Annotated in this window: 20 protein-coding genes; 17 read left to right on the top strand and 3 right to left on the bottom strand. The window is 39.4% G+C overall.

The window, feature by feature from the left end:
- The first annotated feature begins 250 nt into the window (after positions 1 to 250).
- The 5 genes from ACQ4KW_RS11580 to ACQ4KW_RS11560 are packed head-to-tail and all read left to right on the top strand — an operon-like array spanning position 251 to position 5,676.
- Positions 251 to 1,327 (top strand): uroporphyrinogen decarboxylase family protein, encoded by a 1,077-nt coding sequence (locus ACQ4KW_RS11580; protein WP_430882634.1) that lies wholly within the window; start codon positions 251 to 253, stop codon positions 1,325 to 1,327.
- 47 nt (positions 1,328 to 1,374) lie between these two features.
- Positions 1,375 to 2,049 (top strand): corrinoid protein, encoded by a 675-nt coding sequence (locus tag ACQ4KW_RS11575; RefSeq protein ID WP_430882633.1) that lies wholly within the window; start codon positions 1,375 to 1,377, stop codon positions 2,047 to 2,049.
- Position 2,050: 1 nt separating this feature from the next.
- Positions 2,051 to 3,079 (top strand): uroporphyrinogen decarboxylase family protein, encoded by a 1,029-nt coding sequence (locus ACQ4KW_RS11570; RefSeq protein WP_430882632.1) that lies wholly within the window; start codon positions 2,051 to 2,053, stop codon positions 3,077 to 3,079.
- Between the two features lie 4 nt (positions 3,080 to 3,083).
- Entirely contained in the window at positions 3,084 to 4,766 is a 1,683-nt protein-coding gene (locus ACQ4KW_RS11565) for an ASKHA domain-containing protein (protein WP_430882631.1), read from the top strand.
- Positions 4,767 to 4,782: 16 nt separating this feature from the next.
- On the top strand, positions 4,783 to 5,676 hold the full coding sequence (locus ACQ4KW_RS11560; protein WP_430882630.1) for a uroporphyrinogen decarboxylase family protein: 894 nt from the start codon (positions 4,783 to 4,785) through the stop codon (positions 5,674 to 5,676).
- Positions 5,677 to 5,752: 76 nt separating this feature from the next.
- Here ACQ4KW_RS11560 and ACQ4KW_RS11555 read toward each other — a convergent pair whose 3' ends face one another.
- The gene (locus ACQ4KW_RS11555; RefSeq protein ID WP_430882629.1) at positions 5,753 to 6,307 is read right to left on the bottom strand and encodes a DJ-1 family glyoxalase III; all 555 of its coding nucleotides are present in this window, start codon (positions 6,305 to 6,307) and stop codon (positions 5,753 to 5,755) included.
- Positions 6,308 to 6,581: 274 nt separating this feature from the next.
- Between ACQ4KW_RS11555 and ACQ4KW_RS11550 the strand changes: the two genes are divergently transcribed.
- The 3 genes from ACQ4KW_RS11550 to ACQ4KW_RS11540 all read left to right on the top strand — a co-directional run bounded on the left by ACQ4KW_RS11550 (position 6,582) and on the right by ACQ4KW_RS11540 (position 8,663).
- Positions 6,582 to 7,199 carry a histidine phosphatase family protein gene (locus ACQ4KW_RS11550; protein WP_430882628.1) on the top strand — a complete coding sequence of 206 codons (618 nt, stop codon included), beginning with the start codon at positions 6,582 to 6,584 and terminating at the stop codon, positions 7,197 to 7,199.
- An 89-nt stretch (positions 7,200 to 7,288) separates the two neighbouring features.
- Complete coding sequence (locus tag ACQ4KW_RS11545; RefSeq protein WP_430882627.1) at positions 7,289 to 8,170, top strand: lysostaphin resistance A-like protein; 882 nt, start codon at positions 7,289 to 7,291, stop codon at positions 8,168 to 8,170.
- A gap of 76 nt (positions 8,171 to 8,246) precedes the next feature.
- Positions 8,247 to 8,663, top strand: coding sequence for a bacteriohemerythrin (locus ACQ4KW_RS11540; protein ID WP_430882626.1), 417 nt, complete (start codon positions 8,247 to 8,249; stop codon positions 8,661 to 8,663).
- Between the two features lie 99 nt (positions 8,664 to 8,762).
- Here ACQ4KW_RS11540 and ACQ4KW_RS11535 read toward each other — a convergent pair whose 3' ends face one another.
- On the bottom strand, positions 8,763 to 9,272 hold the full coding sequence (locus tag ACQ4KW_RS11535; RefSeq protein ID WP_430882625.1) for a cupin domain-containing protein: 510 nt from the start codon (positions 9,270 to 9,272) through the stop codon (positions 8,763 to 8,765).
- 240 nt (positions 9,273 to 9,512) lie between these two features.
- On the opposite strand from ACQ4KW_RS11535, the gene ACQ4KW_RS11530 reads away from it, so the two are divergent.
- The 9 genes from ACQ4KW_RS11530 (at position 9,513) to ptsP (ending at position 19,465) form a co-directional block, all read left to right on the top strand.
- The gene (locus ACQ4KW_RS11530; RefSeq protein WP_430882624.1) at positions 9,513 to 11,309 is read left to right on the top strand and encodes a thiamine pyrophosphate-dependent enzyme; all 1,797 of its coding nucleotides are present in this window, start codon (positions 9,513 to 9,515) and stop codon (positions 11,307 to 11,309) included.
- A gap of 1 nt (position 11,310) precedes the next feature.
- A complete protein-coding gene (locus ACQ4KW_RS11525) occupies positions 11,311 to 11,889 on the top strand; it encodes an indolepyruvate oxidoreductase subunit beta (RefSeq protein WP_430882623.1) in 579 nt (192 codons plus the stop codon).
- Between the two features lie 221 nt (positions 11,890 to 12,110).
- Positions 12,111 to 12,971: a PRD domain-containing protein gene (locus tag ACQ4KW_RS11520; protein WP_430882622.1), complete on the top strand. Its 861-nt coding sequence runs from the start codon at positions 12,111 to 12,113 to the stop codon at positions 12,969 to 12,971.
- A gap of 315 nt (positions 12,972 to 13,286) precedes the next feature.
- On the top strand, positions 13,287 to 14,687 hold the full coding sequence (gene nagE, locus ACQ4KW_RS11515) for an N-acetylglucosamine-specific PTS transporter subunit IIBC (protein ID WP_430882621.1): 1,401 nt from the start codon (positions 13,287 to 13,289) through the stop codon (positions 14,685 to 14,687).
- Positions 14,688 to 14,798: 111 nt separating this feature from the next.
- Positions 14,799 to 16,037, top strand: coding sequence for an N-acetylglucosamine-6-phosphate deacetylase (nagA, locus tag ACQ4KW_RS11510; RefSeq protein WP_430882620.1), 1,239 nt, complete (start codon positions 14,799 to 14,801; stop codon positions 16,035 to 16,037).
- Positions 16,034 to 16,765, top strand: a complete 732-nt coding sequence (gene nagB, locus ACQ4KW_RS11505) for a glucosamine-6-phosphate deaminase (protein ID WP_430882619.1) — start codon at positions 16,034 to 16,036, stop codon at positions 16,763 to 16,765. Before nagA ends, nagB begins: the two co-directional genes overlap by 4 nt.
- Positions 16,766 to 16,921: 156 nt before the next feature.
- Positions 16,922 to 17,392, top strand: coding sequence for a PTS sugar transporter subunit IIA (locus tag ACQ4KW_RS11500; protein WP_430882618.1), 471 nt, complete (start codon positions 16,922 to 16,924; stop codon positions 17,390 to 17,392).
- A gap of 100 nt (positions 17,393 to 17,492) precedes the next feature.
- The gene (locus tag ACQ4KW_RS11495) at positions 17,493 to 17,747 is read left to right on the top strand and encodes an HPr family phosphocarrier protein (protein ID WP_430882617.1); all 255 of its coding nucleotides are present in this window, start codon (positions 17,493 to 17,495) and stop codon (positions 17,745 to 17,747) included.
- Complete coding sequence (gene ptsP / locus ACQ4KW_RS11490) at positions 17,747 to 19,465, top strand: phosphoenolpyruvate--protein phosphotransferase (protein ID WP_430882616.1); 1,719 nt, start codon at positions 17,747 to 17,749, stop codon at positions 19,463 to 19,465. The genes ACQ4KW_RS11495 and ptsP overlap by 1 nt, the downstream gene beginning before the upstream one ends.
- Positions 19,466 to 19,677: 212 nt before the next feature.
- Here ptsP and ACQ4KW_RS11485 read toward each other — a convergent pair whose 3' ends face one another.
- The gene (locus tag ACQ4KW_RS11485; RefSeq protein WP_430882615.1) at positions 19,678 to 20,727 is read right to left on the bottom strand and encodes a discoidin domain-containing protein; all 1,050 of its coding nucleotides are present in this window, start codon (positions 20,725 to 20,727) and stop codon (positions 19,678 to 19,680) included.
- Positions 20,728 to 21,013: the final 286 nt, after the last annotated feature.

Below are 21,013 nucleotides of genomic sequence, written 5' to 3'. Positions count from 1 at the left end.
ATCTGTCAGAAATCAAAGGCTGGCAAGTTTAATAAAACAACCAGTGGAAACTATAGAATAGGCAAATGCCTATTCTTTTTTTATAGAAAATTACTATGAACCTTGAAAACACCATCTTCAGAAAGATTTTAATAACCGGGACGCCCTTAATATAAATATTATTAATACGAAGCGCATCAGCATTTAAATACTTTATTAGAAATATATAGAAATTGACTTTATACTGTTTTGGAGTTGAGCGTATACATATGTGAAAATAATTGAAAGGCTGGTTAAAATGTTTACACCAAAAGATGAAATGACGCCACGTGAAAGAATGGAAGCTTTTTCAAAAGGAGAGGCTTATGACAGGGTGCCCTGTTGTCCTTTTACAGGAGAAAGCTATGCCAACCACTTTGGCTATGGACTAGATGAATACAATCATAGTCAGGCCATTATTATTGATGTCATCAAGAAGACTTTTGATATGTTTGAACCAGACAATTGCAGTATCGGACCAGGTCTACATGGTATGCCAGAGGCTATGGGGGCAGAGCTGAGTTTCTTTAAAAATGATATTCCAAGAATCAAGACGCCTAGGCTGAAGACATACGACGAAATTGACGCGCTTGAAATTGTCGATCCATATAAGGATGGAAGACTGAATATTTACATTGAGGCCCTCAAAGAAATGCAGGCACTTGTAGGACACAAGGTATGTGTTGGAAATACAATTGGTGGCCCCTTTACAACAGCGGCCATGCTTGTTGGGACAGAACGATTTTTGAAGGATTTAATCAAACAAAAAGAATCCATACATAAACTCTTAAAAATAACAACGGAAAGCACCCTTAGATTTATGGATGCTGTCATGGATCTGGGCATACAACCTGGTATGGCAGACCCGATTGCTTCATCACATTTGATCAGCCCACGTATTTACCGTGAATTTGTATTCCCCTATACCAAAATATGCCAAGATCATATAAAAAAGAGGATGGGCAGCGGTGGTGTGCTTCATATTTGTGGAAAGACAAAGCCCATTTGGGACGACATGGTTGCGACAGGCATTGGTGGCTTAAGCCTAGATAATCAGGATGATATTGGTGAACTAAGGAGCAAGCATGAGGGGACTGTTACAGTTATTGGCAATGTCGATCCTGTTTCAGTAATGAAGTATGGCAAGAAAGAAGATATATATGAAGCAGTAAAAGTGTGCTGTGATAAGGCGCTTGGAAGCCGTTCGGGTTTTGTTCTGGCAACAGGATGTGACATTCCTATTGGGACACCCCCTGAAAATGTAAAACACATGCTGGATGCAGCAAGAATCTACGGAAATATGAGATAGGATAGGCTCTGGTCAAGTCTATATGGGAGATTAAGAAAGAGGTTCGTATGAATAAGCAAACCCTAATTGAGAGTATTAAAGAAAATCTGATTGAAATGGATGAGGACAAGGTTGTTGAACTTTGTGAGCAGTCGCTTCAAATGAAAATTCCCCCTCTTGAAACCATAAATGAAGGCCTTATTAAGGGCATGGATGAAGTGTCTAAACTTTATGAGGAGGAAGAGTATTTTCTTCCTGAAATACTAATGTGTGCAGACGCCATGAATAGTGGTCTGGAAGTGGTACAGCCCCATCTGGACAAGAACACCATGACCCAGCCTCTACGGGTGGTCATTGGTGTTGTAGAAGGAGACACACATGATATTGGGAAAAATTTGGTTCGTATTTTAATGGAAGCTTCAGGGATGGAAGTTCATGATTTGGGTCGGGATGTACCACTTGAAAGCTTTGTTACAAAGGCTGTGGAGATCAAGGCAGATGTCATCGTCATGTCTACACTCATGAGCACGACAATGGATGGCATGAAGAAGGTTATCACCATGCTTGAAGAAAAAAACATTCGAAACCAATTCAAAGTCTTCATTGGTGGAGGTCCCATCTCTCAGTTTTATGCAGATAAAATTGGTGCAGATGTCTATACAAACGATGCCAGTGAAGCAGTGCGAATGGCAAAGCAGATCGCACTAGAGACTTTAAACAGGAATAAAAGAGAGGTCAATTAAAGTGGACGTACATACCGAAAAGTCAAGACTCCTTAACATACTGAATGGACAAAGCGTAGACAGGCCATCTGTTATATGTCCTGGAGGCATGATGAATGCTGCCGTGACAGAAGTCGTAGAGCCCATTATTAAATCACGTGGTGGAAGGGGAAACCACAATATTCATTCCAAAGACATGGTCGAAGCGGCAAGACGTGTTCATGACCAAACTGGTTTTGAAAACTATGGTGTCCCATTTTGTATGACAGCTGAAGTGGAGCCTCTTGGGATTCAAACGGACTATGGTGATGCCTTCATGGAACCCAGAGTCACCCAGTATACGGAACTATCTATTGATGCGATCGTTCGAAAGGGCCGTGTGAAGGTCCTTGAATATCCACGAATGAAAGCGGTTGTGGAAGCCATTGATCAATTGAAGAATGAAAGTATACCAGTAATCGGTAATATTACGGGTCATATTAGTACAGCGTCTTCGGCTGTTGACCCCAATGTGTTTTTTAAGTCACTCATAAAAAAACCCATGGACAGCCATGCCTTATTGGATTATATCAATGCCTATCTCATCGAATATGCGAAAGAAATGGTTCATGCTGGGGCGGATATAATTGCTATTTCAGATCCAACAGCAACGGGAGAAATACTTGGTGAAAGAATGTTTCGAGCCTTTGCACTGCCATACTATAAGGTCTTTTTAGAGGCGCTTCGTCCTTTAGGCATTCCTATTATATTTCATATGTGTGGAAAGTCTTCAAATGTTATAGAAGCTATGAATGAAGCAGGGTTTCAGGCGCTTAGCTTTGATTCAGTCGTCAATATGAAAATGGCAAGAGAAAAAGTGAACTGTTGTTTGATGGGCAATGTCAATACACAGGCCCTTAATTTTGAGTCCTGTGAGAAAATTGAATCCCTCGCAAAGACAGCTCTTGAGTCTGGGGTGGATATTGTTTCTCCGGCTTGTGGTCTAGGCATGGGGACCCCAGTTTCCAATATTCGGGCCATGACACAATATGTAAAAGCGTATAGGGGTTAAGACAATGATTCATGCCACTATCATAAATAAGGATGGTTCACAGGAGCAAGTCTCCTATAAGGCCGATAAAATATTGTTGTCAGAAATTCTGAATATGCAAAGCCACCAGATTGAGACGCCTTGTGGCGGTAGCGGAGTATGCGGAAAATGTGTGGTTTATGCCCAAGGTGACTTATCTAGCCCCAGTCGTCTTGAAGAGGAGCTTGGCCTAATCAGTTTAAATCGCAGGCTGGCATGCACAACTTATGCTATGGGTCGGGTTATAATCAAGCCACTGGAATCAAAAGCAAGTTTTGAGGATGTCCTATACGTACCAGAACCTTTGCCTGAACCTCTGCCTGAACCTCTACCAGAAGATACGTGTGATGATTATACGGATGCAAAAGTTGCTCAGGCATGTGTTCCAGGGACAAGGATGGTTAACATAGCCATAGATGTTGGCACGACAGGCGTAAGTGCAGAACTCATTGATGTGGCTCAAAAAAAGACCATAGGGCGTGCATCCATGCTAAACCCGCAGGCCAGGTATGGTCATGATGTCTTAACACGTATAGGCCATGCCAGAGATCAAAAAAACGGGACAAAAGAACTCAGCCAAGCCATAATTGAAGGCTTAAACCAACTTGTCTTAAAACTTGTTTTAGATCACAAAGAAAAAATCAAAGACAATGTTAAAAAAGATTTCAAAGAAGAAGAGATTTTCGTGGACAAAATATATGTTGCCGGCAATACAACCATGCAACATTTAATATGTGAAATCAATCCTGAACCGATAGCCATAGCCCCGTATAAACCAGTTTTCCTAGAAGCGAAGAAAAAGGCGTTTACTCCGGATGTAAAAATAAAGACCAGGGGACATATGACCCTATTGCCATCAGCCTCAGCTTATATAGGAGCAGATATTACCGCTGGTATATTTGGAACGGATTTTCATAAACTCAGTCAATATCAAGTTAAAGAGGCCAATAAGAATATCTTGTTTATTGACATTGGAACAAATGGCGAAATCGTCATGAACAGTAGAAATGGACTCTATGCCACATCGACTGCGGCTGGACCAGCCCTTGAAGGCATGAATATTGCTTGTGGAATGCGCGCACAGTCCGGTGCTGTAGATAGATTCTCTATTAATGATGAGGGCCTATTCGAATACACAACTATTGGAAAGTCAGAGGCCACGGGCATATGTGGCAGTGGGCTTATTGATATTGTGGCAGAACTTGTCGACAAGGAAATTGTACTGGAAAACGGACGATTCAATAAGTCAATGGATTTGAAATATAAAAGCAAATTTCAAGATAAAAAGTTCTATATAGGGGAAAATATCTATTTGTCTCAAAAAGATATTAGACAAATTCAATTAGCGAAAGGGGCAATTGCAACTGGCATTGAGCTTCTTTACAAAGCCAGTCACGAGGCAGTGGATGACTGTATAGAGATTATAGTTGCGGGCTCTTTTGGCTATCACTTGTCAGAAAAGAATATTCGAAAAATCGGGCTCATTCCTAAAACTTTTAAAGCCCCAGTCAGATTTGTTGGCAATTCCAGTTTGTTGGGAGTGAAGAAAGCCCTTGCACAAGAGGACGGACTGGAAAACATAAAAGAGATTTCTGAGCAAATTAAGCTTGTGGAGTTGTCAAGACGACCGGATTTTCAAGAGGTTTTTATAAGGCAATTGAAGTTTTAGGCCAGTGGGAGGGCGTATGAAGGGTGCATATATTTGCAAATTTGATGGGAGAGAAAGTTTACCGGAAGACTTACTCAAAATCCATCAAATAGACACGAAAGGTATTCACACGGATCTAAATGAAATGTCTAAGTACGCACGATATTTAAAAGAATATAGACAGGATGGCTTTACTAGACTTCCGTTTTGTGTGACTTTAGAGGCGGAAGCTTTGGGGGCTACAATTGTGTTTGAACTAGGGGACAAACAAATTGAGTATGGTCCTAGGATTAAAGCCCACACAATAGAAAGCGCAGAAGATTTACATGTTTTTTTGTGCCAAGATAAGTTGGGGCTTTCTACTAGACAAAAGACAGTCCTGGCCTGTATCGAAAAAGATGCTCAAAATGGGGTCGTAGCACTGGGAATAACAGGTCCTCTAACTGTATGCAGTGGTCTTATGGATCAAAGCATATTTTACAAGGTGCTCAGAAGAGAACCAGACCTTATTCATTCATTCCTTGATAAAGTGACGGACCACATCATTGCGTTTGCAAGTCATGGGATTGATGCAGGTGCTTCGATTATTTCCTTTGCAGATCCAGTGGGGGCTATGGAAATTATTGGACCTAAACACTACAAAAACATATGTCTTCCATACGTTAAGAAAATTCTCCAGGCCTTAATATCCTTAGATTTTGGAGGTGTGGTTCATATTTGCCCTAAAACATCCATGGGTCTTTCGCAAATGGGTGTGGTGAAGTCAACAAGACTTTCTTATGGTGCTCAGAATTATTCATACGGTCTACTTAAACATTTAAAAATGCGAAGAACAAGCATGATCGGACATCGATGCATAAAAGATCGTTCCCTAGAAATTAACAGATCAAATAAAGAAGACGTGGAAGTAAGGTTGCTAGAGTTCTTATAATAATGAAACATGGCATGTCACAGAATTTCTATGACATGCCATACTTTTTTTGTTCATAAATACTTTTAATCTGTGTTTATGAGATGCACCATTTAAAAATCATGGCTTCTTGAAGGGCATCGGATTCAAGATTCCCCTTTAGAATGTCCACAAGGGCATAGGCGAACAACATGGCTGTGCCTGGACCCTTAGAAGTTAAAATCTTTCCATCTCTCACAACAAGATCATCGTGGATGACCGCGTCGGTTAATTCAGCTTCAAAACCTGGATAGCATATTGCTTTTTTACCCTTTAGAATACCAGCCTTTGCCAAAACCGTGGGTGCAGCACATATGGCCGTGACATATTTTTCAGAATCATAAGCTTGTTTGATGATTTCAAGGAGCCTGTCAGATTTTGCTAGATTACGAGAGCCTGGCATTCCACCCGGCAGAAAAATCATATCAGCAAGTTCAATGTCCACTTCATCCAGTGTTATATCCGCAAGAATGGTGATTCCGTGGGCAGCTTCAACCTCTTTGCTGTTTGAAATTGAAACTGTTTGCACTGTGACATCTGCCCGTCTTAGTATATCAATTACTGAAATAGCTTCTATTTCTTCAAACCCCTGAGCAAGGAAAACATAAACCAAATAAAACACACCTTTCTTAATCCAATTATTAAAAACGCTCCTCTTAGTATTATACGCATAAATTTCCATACAAATCAAAAATAAGAATGACTGTTTCAAACGATTTAAGATAGATTTAAACAGACATAATTTATTCAGTAAAGAAAGATATTGAGTATATATACAGAAATCTAATGAATAAATGACATTTTGAACTTAATTAAGACTAAATCAGTGACCTATGCTGGATAATGCGTTAAAATAGAAAATAAAGGGTAGGAAAGGAATGATTGCTATGAAATCAGTTAGAATATATTTAACCAGACACGGACAAACGAATTATAACCTTGAGGAGAGAATGCAAGGACATATTGACGCTGCGTTAAATTCTGAGGGGATTAAACAAGCTGAGGCACTTGCAAAGCGAATCCAGAATGATCAGATTGACCATATATATTCCAGTCCACTTGTTCGGGCTCATAAAACAGCCCAGCTCATCAACACATACCATGGAATTGAACTAAAGCTTGATGATCGATTAAAAGAAATGGGATTTGGTTCGTGGGAAGGTCAGGTCATTGATGAAATCAAAGAGAATTACTCTGAAAGGGCTTTTCATTTTTGGAAAGAACCTGAGAAGTATGAACCCATAGATGGTGAATCTTTTGAAGGTGTCCAGACCCGGGTTAAATCGTTTCTGTCGGACATTCTTAAGGCTCATAGAGGGCAAACCGTATTGGTCGTATGCCATGGCATGCTCATTAGAAATATGCTGTCAGTGTTAAAAAATGAGGACGTATCAACAGTGTGGAAACATCCTCGTATTTACCAGACGTGTTTAACCATTGTTGACTTTGACGGGGTGGACTCAAAATTCGAACTGCTTGCGGACGCCTCGCACTATACATTCTAGAATAGGAAAGCGGTGATGATATGGGACCACTCACAATTTTGTACGCACTCACAAGCTTTGTTTTTGGGATCATTTTAATCGCTGTATTTATGAATTCTAAGCCATTTCGGTGGCGGTATTCAGGTGTGGCTTTTCGCTATAGTTTGGCCCTTTTCCTTATGAGTTTGACTTCAACCCTATGGTTGGTTTATATAACAAGGCAAGGGACAGATTTTGCATCCGGTCTTATAAGTGGACTAATCCAGTGGCCGCTTCTTTATATCTATATCAGTGTGGGAGTAAGATACGCCCGAAAACTGGAACTTCCAGGGGCTCTTTTCTGGAAGCGACTGTCTTTTTATCCCTTTTCAATAGATGAAGATGATGACCGGATGAATAAGGTGCATGGTCTTAATACAACGACGGGTCTCATGTTATATCGGTCGACGATGGTTCCAGAATATCTGGAAATTCAGTCTATGCATTCTGAATTGACGGATAGACTCAATCGCAAGTGGTGGATGAAATTTGACTTAATTGTTGTTCTAGGTGTTCTTATAGCCACTGTCTACACTGTGATTCTCTTTAATATTACTCAACCAGAGGCGTCAAGTATGATTCGTCTCATTCAACAATCCAATCCCAATGGACTTACAAAGGATATGAGCCTTGTGCTCTTGATACTTATCTTTGCAAGGCTGGCAGCGGCTGAAGAAATATTTTTCAGATTATCCGTTCAGACACTCGTGGAGTGGGGGCTGCGGAAAAATAGATATGCTGCCTCAATAGCGGTGGTTTTCTCAAGTGTATTTTGGACGTTGGGCCATGTTGGTGTCTTGGTTCCTGAGTGGGTCAAGATGGCACAAATATTTCCCTTTGGTATAGCCCTTGGTCTGATCTATAGGCGTTATGGCATTGAAGCGGCCATACTGATTCATGTTGTTTTTAATGTGGCTATGATATTTTTGGCACCAGGTTTTGTCTCTTTATAAATTTATATATTAAGATGACTTGTTCTATGTGTAATTTTACTCTTTAAAGGCAATATTTATACCAGGAGGGTTTGCTATGCATGTGAAATGGGATGAGAAATTAGAACTCGGTATAGCTTTTATGGATCAGGAACATAAAGCCATCATTGAAACCATATCCAAATTAATGTCAACGCTTGATTTTAGTCAACCGAATGAAGAAGACGTGGATTCGTTTGAAGCCTTTGAGGAACAAGTTATAGCGCACTTTTATCATGAAGAGTTGCTTATGCTTCAGTATAAGTATCCAGAGTTTGATAGTCACGCTGAAGCGCATAAGAAGATTCTTGATCGAATTGATAGATTTAAAAAGAAGTATTGTCGTACCGGTCTCAATAAGACAGACCTTGAACGGATTCAATCAGAAGTCAAATTTCTTTTCAGAATGCATCTTCTTGAAGAAGACCGTGAGTTAGAAGGGTATGTCCATCAACTTCTTCTGACGAAGAAATAATCTCTTCCGATTAAGAGGTACTAATGAAAAAAATTATAAACAGAAAAAAATCTGCCCTTAAACCAAGTGACTGGTCTAAAGGCAGATTTTTTATTGTGGTTAGTAAAAAGATTCCATCGAAAGTCTTTCGATAAGCTCTTTGTGAACAGGGAAGAGTCCTATGAGTTCATCCCGGTCATAGAGTTTTATATCATCAAAATCGAATCCTGGAGAAACCATAATTCCAAATATGGAATAGCTGTCTTCAACGCGCTCTGCAGCCATGACATAATTTTTTGGAATTCTGACCTGAAGTTTTTCTCCACTTGCGATATCAAGACCCAAGGTTTCTATAAAAAGTTCACCTTCTGGTGAGATCATATAAATTTTCACAGAAGACCCATGATGGAAATACCAAACTTCTTCAGACCGGACACGATGGAAAGCCAAATAGTCTTCTTCTGTTAAAAGAAGATAAATGCTAGACCAAAGTTTTCTTTCTGATGAAGCAACACCAGCAATATCATGACGGAACATGGTCTGCTCCGATTTAAACGAGCTAAAATAGTATCCACCTTCAGGGTGAGGAATCATACCTAATTTTTCAATCCAATAATTTGAATCTTTCACCTGCAACAAGCTCCTTTCAAGTGATACCTGAACTTTATTATAATATTAAAATTTTGAGATAACGTCAAGTTAGGCAAGGTTTACTTTCGTTCATTTCAGTTTTTTTAATAGTCATATTGGCTTTCATTATATGTGTTTGGAAAGAATATGTCTAGGCGCGCACAGTAAATGCGAATTTCATGATTATGAGTGGCTATAAAAGGATATATATGGGATGTTGACTATAGAAAGGGGTGCACTATGCAAAATAAAGTTGTAATGTCGGGAAACCAGGCTGTGAGTCGTGGCTTTTATGAAGCTGGAGGGCGTGTTGCTTCAAGCTATCCAGGGTCACCAACAGTTGGTGTACTGCAAAGTATAAAAGATAATTACCAGGAAATCTATTCTGAGTTTTCAGTGAATGAAAAAGTTGCCCTTGAAGTGGGGATTGGTGCTTCTTTTGCAGGGGCAAGAACAATGGTGAGTATGAAGCACGTTGGCGTTAATGTGGCTGCAGATCCGCTCATGACTTTCACACAGACAAAAATAAATGGTGGTTTTGTCCTTCTCACTGGTGATGATCCAGGCATGGCTTCATCACAAAATGAACAGGACAATAGAATACTGGGGAAATTTGGTCATATGGCTGTTCTTGATCCGGGTAATAGCCAAGAGGCTCTTGATTTTACCAAAGAAGCCTTAGATATGAGTGAAGAATACATAATGCCAGTCATGGTTCGAATTACAAGTCGTGTCTGTCACAGCCGGTCTATTGTTGAACTGGGGGATAGACAGGAAAAAGATGTAGCTGGTTTTCCAGATAAGCCAGAAGACTATGCTATGATTCCGCCTAATACATTTATTAAGCAGTTTGCAATGCAAGAGCGGATAGATAAGTTGACCATTGCAGCCAATGACATGTCTATGAATAGGTATGAGCCATCTCCGTCTGGCCGTGATGATGCCCTTATCGTGACTTCGGGTCTTATGTATTATAATTACAAAGAGCTTGGACTCGATTTTTCTGTTTATAAATTGGGCATGGTCTATCCATTGCCAATAAAAAAGCTCAAAGAACTGAGCAAGAAGTATAAGCGCATTATTGTTGTTGAAGAAATGATGCCATTTATAGAAAATGAATTGAAGATTCATGGTATTGAATGTGAAGGTAAGAAGTATTTCTCATTCACTGGAGAACTCAATACTGAGGATATTGAGGATGGACTCGTGACATCTAAACTTCTTGATGTGCATACATATCCAACCGAGGAAGCTGATGAAACAGTGCCAAGACTGCCAATGTTTTGTGCGGGATGTCCTCATCGCCCTGTTTTCGATGTCCTTAAAAAAGCCAAGGCTGATGTGATTGGGGACATAGGCTGTTATTCCCTTGCATATTTGGAGCCTCTTAATGCAGTTAATTCCATAATTAGCATGGGGGCCAGTATAGGCATTATGAAGGGGATGAGCAAGGCCCTAAAAAATGGTGGAAAAGAGAAGCCCCTAGCATGTGTTATAGGTGATGGTACTTTCTTCCACTCCGGCATGACGGGTATGCTCAACATGCTCCATCAAATGGATAAGGACGCAAATATGACTGTCATTATTTTGAACAATGGAACAACAGCTATGACAGGTGGACAAGCAACGGCAGTTACAAAATCCTACTCTGAAATGGGAGATATGGATGTTGATATTCCAAATCTACTAAATGCCATGGGCTTTGACCGTATTAAGGTTGTAGACCAGTTTAAGTATAAAGAGGCAAAGAAGGTTATTGATGAAGAACTGAAGCATGACGGATTTTCCATTGTCATGACCACTAGACCTTGTGCCCTTAATTTTAAAATTAAAGAAAAACCATTTTATGTTGATCCAAGCATTTGCATTGGCTGTCGGTCTTGTGTCAAAACAAACTGTCCGCCGATTGCTATGAAGGCATATGAAGGCTATGACAAACTGAAATCTTCAATCAATAAAGACATGTGCGTGGGATGTTCGGTATGCGCTCAAGTTTGTCCGGTTAATGCCATAAAGCCTTATGAAGAGGAGGCCTAATATGACTAATAATATAGTAATTGCAGGCGTTGGAGGACAAGGCCTTGTCCTTACAACGAAACTTATTTGTGATGCGGCTATTCGAGCAGGCCTGGATGTTAAGAGCAATGATGTTATTGGTCTTTCTCAAAGAGGAGGCAAGGTTTGGGGCAGTATTCGCATTGGTGAAGAAGTCTACTCTCCTAATGTGCCACCAAAAGGTGCTGATTTTCTTCTGGCCTTGGAACCTCTTGAAGGTCTACGTTATAAACGTTCTTTAAAAGATTCAGGAAAAATTTTCATGAACAGTGCAGTGGTACCGCCTGTTCCTGTGATTGCGGAAAAAATGAAGTATCCTGAAAACATTGAGAAAACATTGTCAAAGTCTTTCAGTTTGACATCTCTGGATGCCAACCAGAAAGCTGTTGAGCTGGGATCGGTCAAGGTTGCCAATACATTTCTTGTGGGCATGCTGGCAAAATGTCTCAGCATAGATAAAAAAATATGGAAAGAGGCCATTGAAGCCAATGTTCCGAAAAAATTTATTGATATGAATATCCAAGCGTTTGAAATAGGATATGATATGGTTCAAAGCGACTAATTTGAAGGGACCTGGGTGGTGAGAAAACATCATCTGAAATGTTAATAAAAAGTTAAGACAGTCCTTGACAAAGGTTTTCCTGCGTGCTAATATGCATTTAGAAAAGCATACGGATCACTTTTGGTGTGTTACTGTTAAATCAGGCATGAACCTACTGAAGCGCAAGCTCTAGTTGTTCGTGCCTTTTTTTATTCGCAGGATGGCAATAAGAGGTGAAATTGATGACAAATAACACATACAAAATTATACGTGTTCTGAATAACAATGTAGTGCTTGCCAAAAGTTCTTCCAACAATGCTGAGGCTGTCTTAGTGGGAAAAGGAATCGGTTTCGGAACAAAAAGTGGCCAGGAAAAAACGATACCTGATGAAGCCATTGAGAAATCCTTTATCACCTATGATGAGAAGCTCAAGCGGGATTACATGGAGCTTGTTGAACAAATGGATGAAACCATTTTATCCATGTGTACAGAAATAATTATTATGGCTGAGCGCAGGTTGGGCGAACTGAATTCAAGACTGCATATTGTACTCACCGACCACATTGGTTTTGCTCTTGAGCGCATCAAAGCAGGCATGGAAATATACAACCCCTTCCTCCATGAAATTCAAAATTTATATGAAGAGGAATACCAGGTTGGTCTAATTGCACAGGAAATTATAGAAAAAGAAACAGGGATTACAATTGTTGAAGATGAAGTTGGGTTTATTGCCCTTCACTTAAATGCTGCCCGACAGCATAAGGACGTTAAAGACACCCTTAAAAGCACCCGTCTTATTAAGGATTTGGTTACAATCATAGAGGTTAACCTAAATTATAAGGTAGATAGTGATTTAACCTATAGTCGTCTGATACACCATTTAAGGGGCAGTATTGAGAGGGTTGAAAAAGGCCAGTCAGTTAAGAATCCACTTCTTGAAACATTGAGAAAAGAGTTTAAAGATTCTTTTAAAATAGCCGGCAAGGTCAAAGTCAAAATTGAAGATGAACTGGATGTCATCGTCCCAGATGATGAACTTGGGTATATGGCAATACACATCGATAGAATACGGCGGATGTCTAAAACACCGCTCAACAATTAAATTGTTTAACTAAGGTTAAAGTGTGTTACTGATACGATCAGGCATGAGCTTATAACGGTGGATGAAAACCGTTTATTGCTCATGCCTTTTTCAATGGAAATAACTAAAAAAAAAACAACTAAATAGAAAAAACTAGATGGAAACAACGACAAGAAATTTATGGCTATGCGCGCAGTCATAATATATAACTCGGATTATTCATGTCATTCACTTGAGGGACCTTATAAAGATTTTTAAGCGAATGACATGAATAATCCGGGGACAGCAATACTATTTTATTCAAGTTATTTTATGAGCTCTTAGGAGGGGAAATTTATGCAAAGTGTATTTGGGAAACTGCAAAAAGTAGGTAAAGCTTTAATGCTACCTATCGCTGTCATGCCAGCAGCAGCCATTCTTCTTAGATTGGGTGCAGGCGTACCGGGAATTGAAGGCCTTCTGGCAGATATTATGTTAAAGGCCGGTGCTGGTATTTTTGACAACTTATACTTACTCTTTGGTATTGGTGTGGCACTAGGTCTAGCTAAAGGCAACCATGGTGCAGCAGCTCTAGCAGGCGCCATTGGTGTGCTCGTGTGTAAAAATGTGTATGAAGTGATTAATCCAGATATTAATACTGGTGTTATGGTCGGTATGATCATGGGTGTTATTGCTGGTAGCCTATATAACAAGTATCATGATATTAAACTGCCAGAGTTCTTAGGATTCTTCGGTGGAAAACGATTTGTTCCTATTATTACATCCTTTGTGGCCGTAGGTGTGGGTATTTTATTTGGATATGTATGGCCAGCCATTCAAACGGGTATTGACTCAATAGGTAATGCAGCCATTCAAGCGGGACCTCTAGGCACTTTCTTCTTCGGATTTGGTAATAGACTTCTTATTCCAGTTGGACTTCACCATGTACTGAACTCAATTTTCTGGTTCACATTTGGTTCATTTACAAATGCGGCTGGAGAAGTTGTAAATGGTGACCTTTGGAGATACTTTGCAGGTGATCCAACAGCAGGTATTTATATGGCTGGTTGGTATCCAGTTATGATGTTTGGTCTACCGGCAGCATGTTTTGCAATGTACAGAGCAGCTAAGCCAGAGAACAGAAAAGCTGTAGGTGGTATGCTGTTTTCAATTGCATTCACATCATTCCTTACAGGTATTACAGAACCAATTGAATTCCTATTTGTATATATTGCACCGGGTCTATACCTTGTACATGCCATTATGTCAGGGGCTGCCCTTGCAATAACACAACTGCTTGGGATTCTACACGGATTTGGTTTCTCGGCAGGCCTAATAGATTATGTTTTAAATATGCACCTTGCAACCAATGGACTTCTTCTTATTCCGCTGGGTCTTGTGTTCTCTGTGATTTACTACATTGTCTTTAAGTTTATGATTGAGAAATTCAACATTGAAACACCAGGTCGTATGGAAGAAATCTCTGACGATGTGGACAATGCCATTGCTGACAAGGGTGTGGCTTCTGTAGCGATTGAGTATTTTAATCTGCTCGGTGGTCATGACAATATTGTTGAAGTGGATTCATGCATTACAAGACTAAGACTGACACTAAAAGACAATTCTCATATTGAAGACGGTCCACTTAAGAAGCTTGGAGCTGCTGGTGTGATCAAACCGAACAGCAAAAATATGCAGGTTGTTGTTGGTACTCATGCTGAACTTATTGCAGAAGAAATGAAAAAAATGCTCGGTTAGAGTCATTGAGATGATAATGGGGAATTTGGATGAGGGGAAACCCTCTCCAGATTCTTCTATCCAGAGACGAAGGTATGTGTCGCCTTTGGATAGAACAATTTGGAGGTTAATATGCAAGAAACCCAGTGCAAAAGGATAACAAACACATCAATAGAAAAAAAAGCCCATTTTTTAGCGGTTAGAGGCTCAAAAATAATACTCAAGGACAAGGTTTTAGCCAACCATGTGGTCGTCTTTTCAGAGACTATATATAACATTCTACCCGAAGAAGAATTTCATGAATGGATTGAGAAAAGACAAGACAATATTGTCATAAATATTATTGATCATAAGGGCTATGTGAGTCCGGGATTTATCGACATCCACGTTCATGGTGCTGGTGGAGCCGATGTTATGGATGGAAGTTTAACATCGCTTCAAAATATATCTAAATGTCTGATTCAATCGGGAACGACAGGCTTTCTAGCGACAACGATGACCATGGATCAGTCACAAATCGTAAAATCTCTTGATATTTTAAAAAGTGCAATGCAAGAGGAAACAGCCACTTCCCAAGAGTATGGTGCAGAGATTTTAGGTGTCCATCTGGAAGGTCCTTTTATAAGCCCAGACTATAAGGGGGCGCAAGATGCAAAGAATATCCAAAAACCAACAAGCAAGTGGATAAGACCCTATTTAGATATTATTAAAATAATCACTCTGGCACCTGAGATGGATGAAAATTTTGCCTTTATTAAGGCAATGAAAAAAGAGGGTATTGTTCTAAGTATGGGCCACACAGGATGTGACTTTGAAACAGCTTGTGACGCATATGATGCAGGCGTAGAACATGTGACCCACTGTTTTAATGCAATGACAGGCCTTCACCATAGGAATCCTGGTGCAGTTGGAGCAACATTTGCAAAGCCTTTCACATCTGAGCTTATAACAGATGGCATACATGTTCATAAAGGTTTCATTGAAGCGTTTGTGAATATGAAGTCTAAAGACAAGGTCATTTTTATAACCGATGCTATGAGAGCTAGCTTCTTAGAAGAAGGCACTTATGATTTAGGCGGTCAAAAGGTCATTGTGAAAGATGGTGCACCAAGACTGGAAGATGGCACTTTGGCAGGAAGTGTTCATAGAATGGATAAAGCGCTACTGAATGTAAAAGAGAATTCGAGCTTCACACTAAGTGAAATAGTAAACATGCTCAGCCTCAATCCAGCAAGACGGCTTGGACTTGAGAAACGAATGGGCAGTATTGATAAAGGCAAGGATGCGAATCTGATACTCCTGTCAAATGACTTGCGTGTTGATGAAGTTATTATAAAGGGCATCCGTAAGTACACAGGAGGCAAATCATGAATATAATTAAAGTAAAAGATTACAGTGAAATGAGTAAAAAGGCAGCCCATCTATTTGTAGGGCAGATTCTTCAAAACCCCAATAGTGTTTTAGGTCTTGCAACAGGATCGACACCAGTGGGACTCTATAAAGAACTTGTGAGGTTTTATAATGAAGGCATGATTGATTTTGAAAACGTAACGTCTTTTAACCTGGATGAGTACTTGAATATAGATCCTGATCACGAGCAAAGTTATGCTAGATTTATGAAGGAGAATCTATTCCGTTATATCAATATAAAAGAAGGAAATCACTATATTCCTTCTGGTATGGCATCTGATCATGAAGCGGAATGCCTACGCTATGAAGAACTTATTGCAAATGCAGGTGGCATAGATCTTCAAATACTGGGCATTGGTCGTAACGGACATATCGGATTTAATGAGCCAGATATAAAGTTTGAAGCGGTCACCCATGTGGTTCAGCTTGATGAGCAAACCATTAGTGACAATGCAAGATTTTTCAATCATATTGATGATGTGCCAAAGACAGCAATCAGCATGGGCATAAAGACAATTATGCAATCAAGAGGGATTATTCTCCTCGCGTCTGGTCGAGAAAAGGCTGATGCAGTGGCAGGGATGGTGAATGGTAAAATCACCCCTGAGTTGCCGGCTTCTGTGCTTCAACTTCACCCAAATGTCACAGTGATTGTTGATGAGGCTGCTGCTTCTAAAATTGATTATTAATGTTTATAGAAAGTGTGTGGTTAAAGTTCTGATGTATATAGAAGGCCTTATATACGTGTTCTTTGAGTCACATCGATAAAAGACAAGTGAAATGAATGAAATTTATGTGTTCAGTTGGTATATGAATATGATCTGAAAATAAGAAAGGAAACAATTATGTTTGGAATTTTTAAGAAGAAGACATTGACTTTGAAATCACCTCTAGAAGGAGAAATTATTGATATTTCCAATGTGCCTGATGCTGTCTTCTCTCAAAAAATGGTTGGTGATGGGTTTGCAGTAAAGCCATCAAATGGCCTTGTAAAGGCGCCTTGCAAAGGGAAAATTGCACAAATTTTTCCGACGAATCACGCATTTGGACTTGTAACTGATGAAGGCCTTGAAATACTGGTTCACATCGGGATTGACACGGTTGAGCTAAAAGGTGAAGGCTTCACTCGTATGGCACAGGTAGGGGATGAAGTAGAAGAAGGCGATACAATTATTCAAGTGGATCTTGATATTCTAAAGGCACATGATAAATCATCCATAACACCGGTCGTTATAACAACACCGGATAAGGTTAAGTCCATTGATGTAAAACTTGGAAGATCAAATATGGAAGCGGCCCTTATTCATTTGACTTAAAGTAAAATATAAATGCTTGTATAAGCGTTGGAAAAAATGAACTGCTAAGCTCTTATCATATATAGGGATTGTTTATTGAGACTAGGAAGGATGAAATCATATGACACAAGTGACTATTAAAAGTAAGAACGGATTGCATGCAAGACCTGCAAGTCTTGTTGTCAATGCTGCAACAAAATTCACCGGTGAAGTTTTTCTTATTAAAGACACCACAAGGGTGAATGCTAAATCGATTATGAATGTTATGGGAATGGGTCTTATGGAAGGCGACACAATCACCATTGAAGCACAGGGCGACAATTCTCAAGCCATTGAAACAGAATTAAAGTCAATTATTGAAGGGGTCGAAGCCTAGTGAGTGTTGTTATAAAAGGACTGGGTGTTTCAGAGGGGCTTGGAATAGGACGTTTGCTCCTTCTGAAACCAGAAGTTCAGCCACAAGAAGCTTTTGTAGATAATGTGAAGGTGGAACTTAATAAACTGAGTGACGCCATCTATAAGTCCTTAGTAGAATTACAAGCTATTTATAGTGAAAAACTAGAAAAACTAGGTGAGGAAAAAGCCCAAATTTTTCAGGCACATATAATGATTTTAAAAGATCCTGAGTGGATCAAAGACATTGAGGCCAAGATTGAAGCGAAGAAATATGAAGCTCAGTATTCTGTTCACGTGTCAGCTGAGGCTATGGCACAAATGTTTGAGCAAATGGACAATGAGTATTTTAGGGAAAGAGCACACGATATTCGTGATGTGGCCCGAAGAATCATTAGAAACCTAAGGGGACAAGAAGCCACAGATCTTAGTCAAGCCCCCAAAGGAACCATAGTTGTGGCGCAAGACTTGACACCTTCTGACACGGCTCAACTAAAGCCTGAAAACATAAGTGGAATTGTTACAGCCATTGGAGGTAAGACTTCCCATAGTGCAATAATTGCAAGAACTCTAGGCATACCAGCAGTTATGGGTATAGGAATGAATAACTTTGAAAGTCTAACGAATCAGGCGGATGCCATTATTAATGGTCAAGAAGGGTCCCTTATACTCAACCCAGATGCCAAAGAAAGAGCATGTGCAAAGAGGCTTGTTAAAGAGCTTTCTGCTGAAAAGGAGTCCTTAAAGTCTTTGATTGGACAAAGCACCTATACCAAGAATGAACGACAGGTGGAACTTGCAGCCAATATTGCATCACCAGATGATTTAAAACGAGTGATTGAAAATGATGCCGAAGGTATTGGTCTTTTTAGAAGTGAATTTCTGTTTATGGATAGGAATAGCGCGCCGAGTGAAGAAGATCAATTTAAAGCATATAGAAGCGTTTTGGAAGGTATGAATGACAAACCGGTGATTATACGCACAATGGATATTGGGGGAGATAAAGAAGTTTCTTACTTAAATATGCCCAAAGAGATGAACCCATTTCTTGGTTACCGCGCTGTCCGTTACTGTATAAATGAACCGCAGATTTTTAAAATTCAAATGCGCGCTCTACTTCGTGCAGGCCTGTATGGAAACTTAAAAATCATGTTGCCTATGATTTCCTCTGTTCATGAAGTCAGAGCGGTCAAGGAAATTATTGAGGGGGTTAAGGCAGATTTACAGGCAGAAGGCTTCCCCTTTAATGATAGTGTGCCCCTTGGTATTATGATAGAAATTCCAGCTGCCGCCATTGCATCAGATCTTCTAGCAAAAGAAGTGGATTTTTTCAGCATTGGTACAAACGATTTAATTCAGTATACCATTGCTGTTGATAGGATGAATGAATCCATTGCTGACCTTTATACGGCCTATCACCCTGCGGTTCTAAGGTTGATCAAGATGACGATCGAAAATGGCCACAAAGCGGGTATATGGGTTGGCATGTGTGGATCCGTGGCAGGAGATCTAGATTTAATGCCGCTACTTTTAGGTATGGAGCTTGATGAATTTAGCATGAGTCCGGCCAATATACTAAAAGCACGAAAGCGCGCCTTAGAAATAGACACAGACAGTGTGAAGGATCATCTAGACACAGTGCTTTCCCTAGCAACCTCTGAAGAAGTGGAGTCTTATATGAAAAAGAATTTTCCACGTTAGGTGTTTTTTAAGCAAATATTATGAAGGCACCTTATTAGCCTTTTGAGTCCTACTTATATAATAGTAGGTTTCAAAGCATGAATGAGAATATGTATGGCGCTTAATAGAAAAGAACGTCCAGGTCAATCTGTTGGGATTGATCTGGACGTTCTTTTTTGATGCAGACCTTTATATTTAATAAAAAAGATGTTCATTATTTAATTCTGGATAACTTAATACTGTGTTATATCGAAATAAACGATCTTATCGAAGATAATAAACTCTGAACCTGATTTAAATGGTCCAACTATATTTGTCTTATCAAACTTAAAGTAAGGCAGATCGTTTCCTTTCATTGCATCAGAATACCAATCAAGAAAATCATCAAGTTCATTTGCATTCATTTCATAGCTTTTTATTAAGCTATCCTCAAGAATTAGAGTTAGAACAGTATTATCGAGCACTGGTTCAGGAATTATTTCTGATACAGTACTGGATGCTGGACTTTCAAGCCCTTCTCCATGAGCAGTTATATAGTAGTAGTATTTTGTACCTTTTTCCACAGTAGTATCTGTAAAAGAGTTCGTTGTAATATTGCTGCCTAGAACAGTGATGGCTCCACCACTTGTAGTTGATCGATAAACTGTATAGTGTTCCGCAGTATCAAGATTGTTCCAAGTTAAGTGAATATCATCACCTTTAATTGTTGCATTTAGACCTGATGGCGCATTAGGGGCTTCTGGAGCAGGCGCCGCTTCCATCATTTCGATTTCATTAAGTAATATTTGAGTATGACTGTTTACGCCTGTGACATGAATCCTGTAATAACGAAAAGCATCTTTATTTTGAAATGTAAAACTTTCAGTTATGCCAAAACCTTCAAAATCATACCCACTATGAGCATCAAGAACAGACCAGTTCTCTAAGTCATTACTACCTTGAAATGTAAATTCACTTGGTGAATGTGATGGATAATAGCCAGGTGTGATTGTGTATTTCTGAATAACAGGACTATTATCCCCAAAATCATACATAATCCATATTGGTGAAGTGGATGACAATTTACCTGAATGCCATGATGTAATATCGCGTGACCCTGTGAAGTTATCATCTATTGTCCTATCAGGTGTTCTACCTGCATATGTTGATGATGCGGTGATGCGTGATGAATTTGTACATAAATCATCTTGATATTCTATAGATGCGAAAGAAAGTGTGCTACTTCCAATAGCAAGTATAAGTATTAAGATTGTAATAATGGGTTTGAAACGAAATTTTAACATAAAACCTCCCTGTAAATGTAAAAAAAGTGAATAGTTATGCGCGCAATTCAAAATATACCATACGCGTTATGGTCAGTCAACTAAAGATCTATATTTATAGAATAAAAATTATTAAATATTAACAAACATCATCTTTGGTATGGTAAAACGTAAAACTGAGTCTTTAAAATTACCATTACCATGTGTATATAAAATACCATTCATTTCGGTAAAATAGATCTATAATTGCACAAAATGTGTGAAACATGAGATTTTAAAGTCCGATTATGTAAAAAAGTGCAGTCTA

Source organism: Tianxiuia mixotrophica (genome assembly GCF_050596425.1).
Taxonomy (GTDB): domain Bacteria; phylum Bacillota; class Clostridia; order Peptostreptococcales; family Acidaminobacteraceae.
This window is presented reverse-complemented; position numbering and strand designations above follow the sequence as displayed.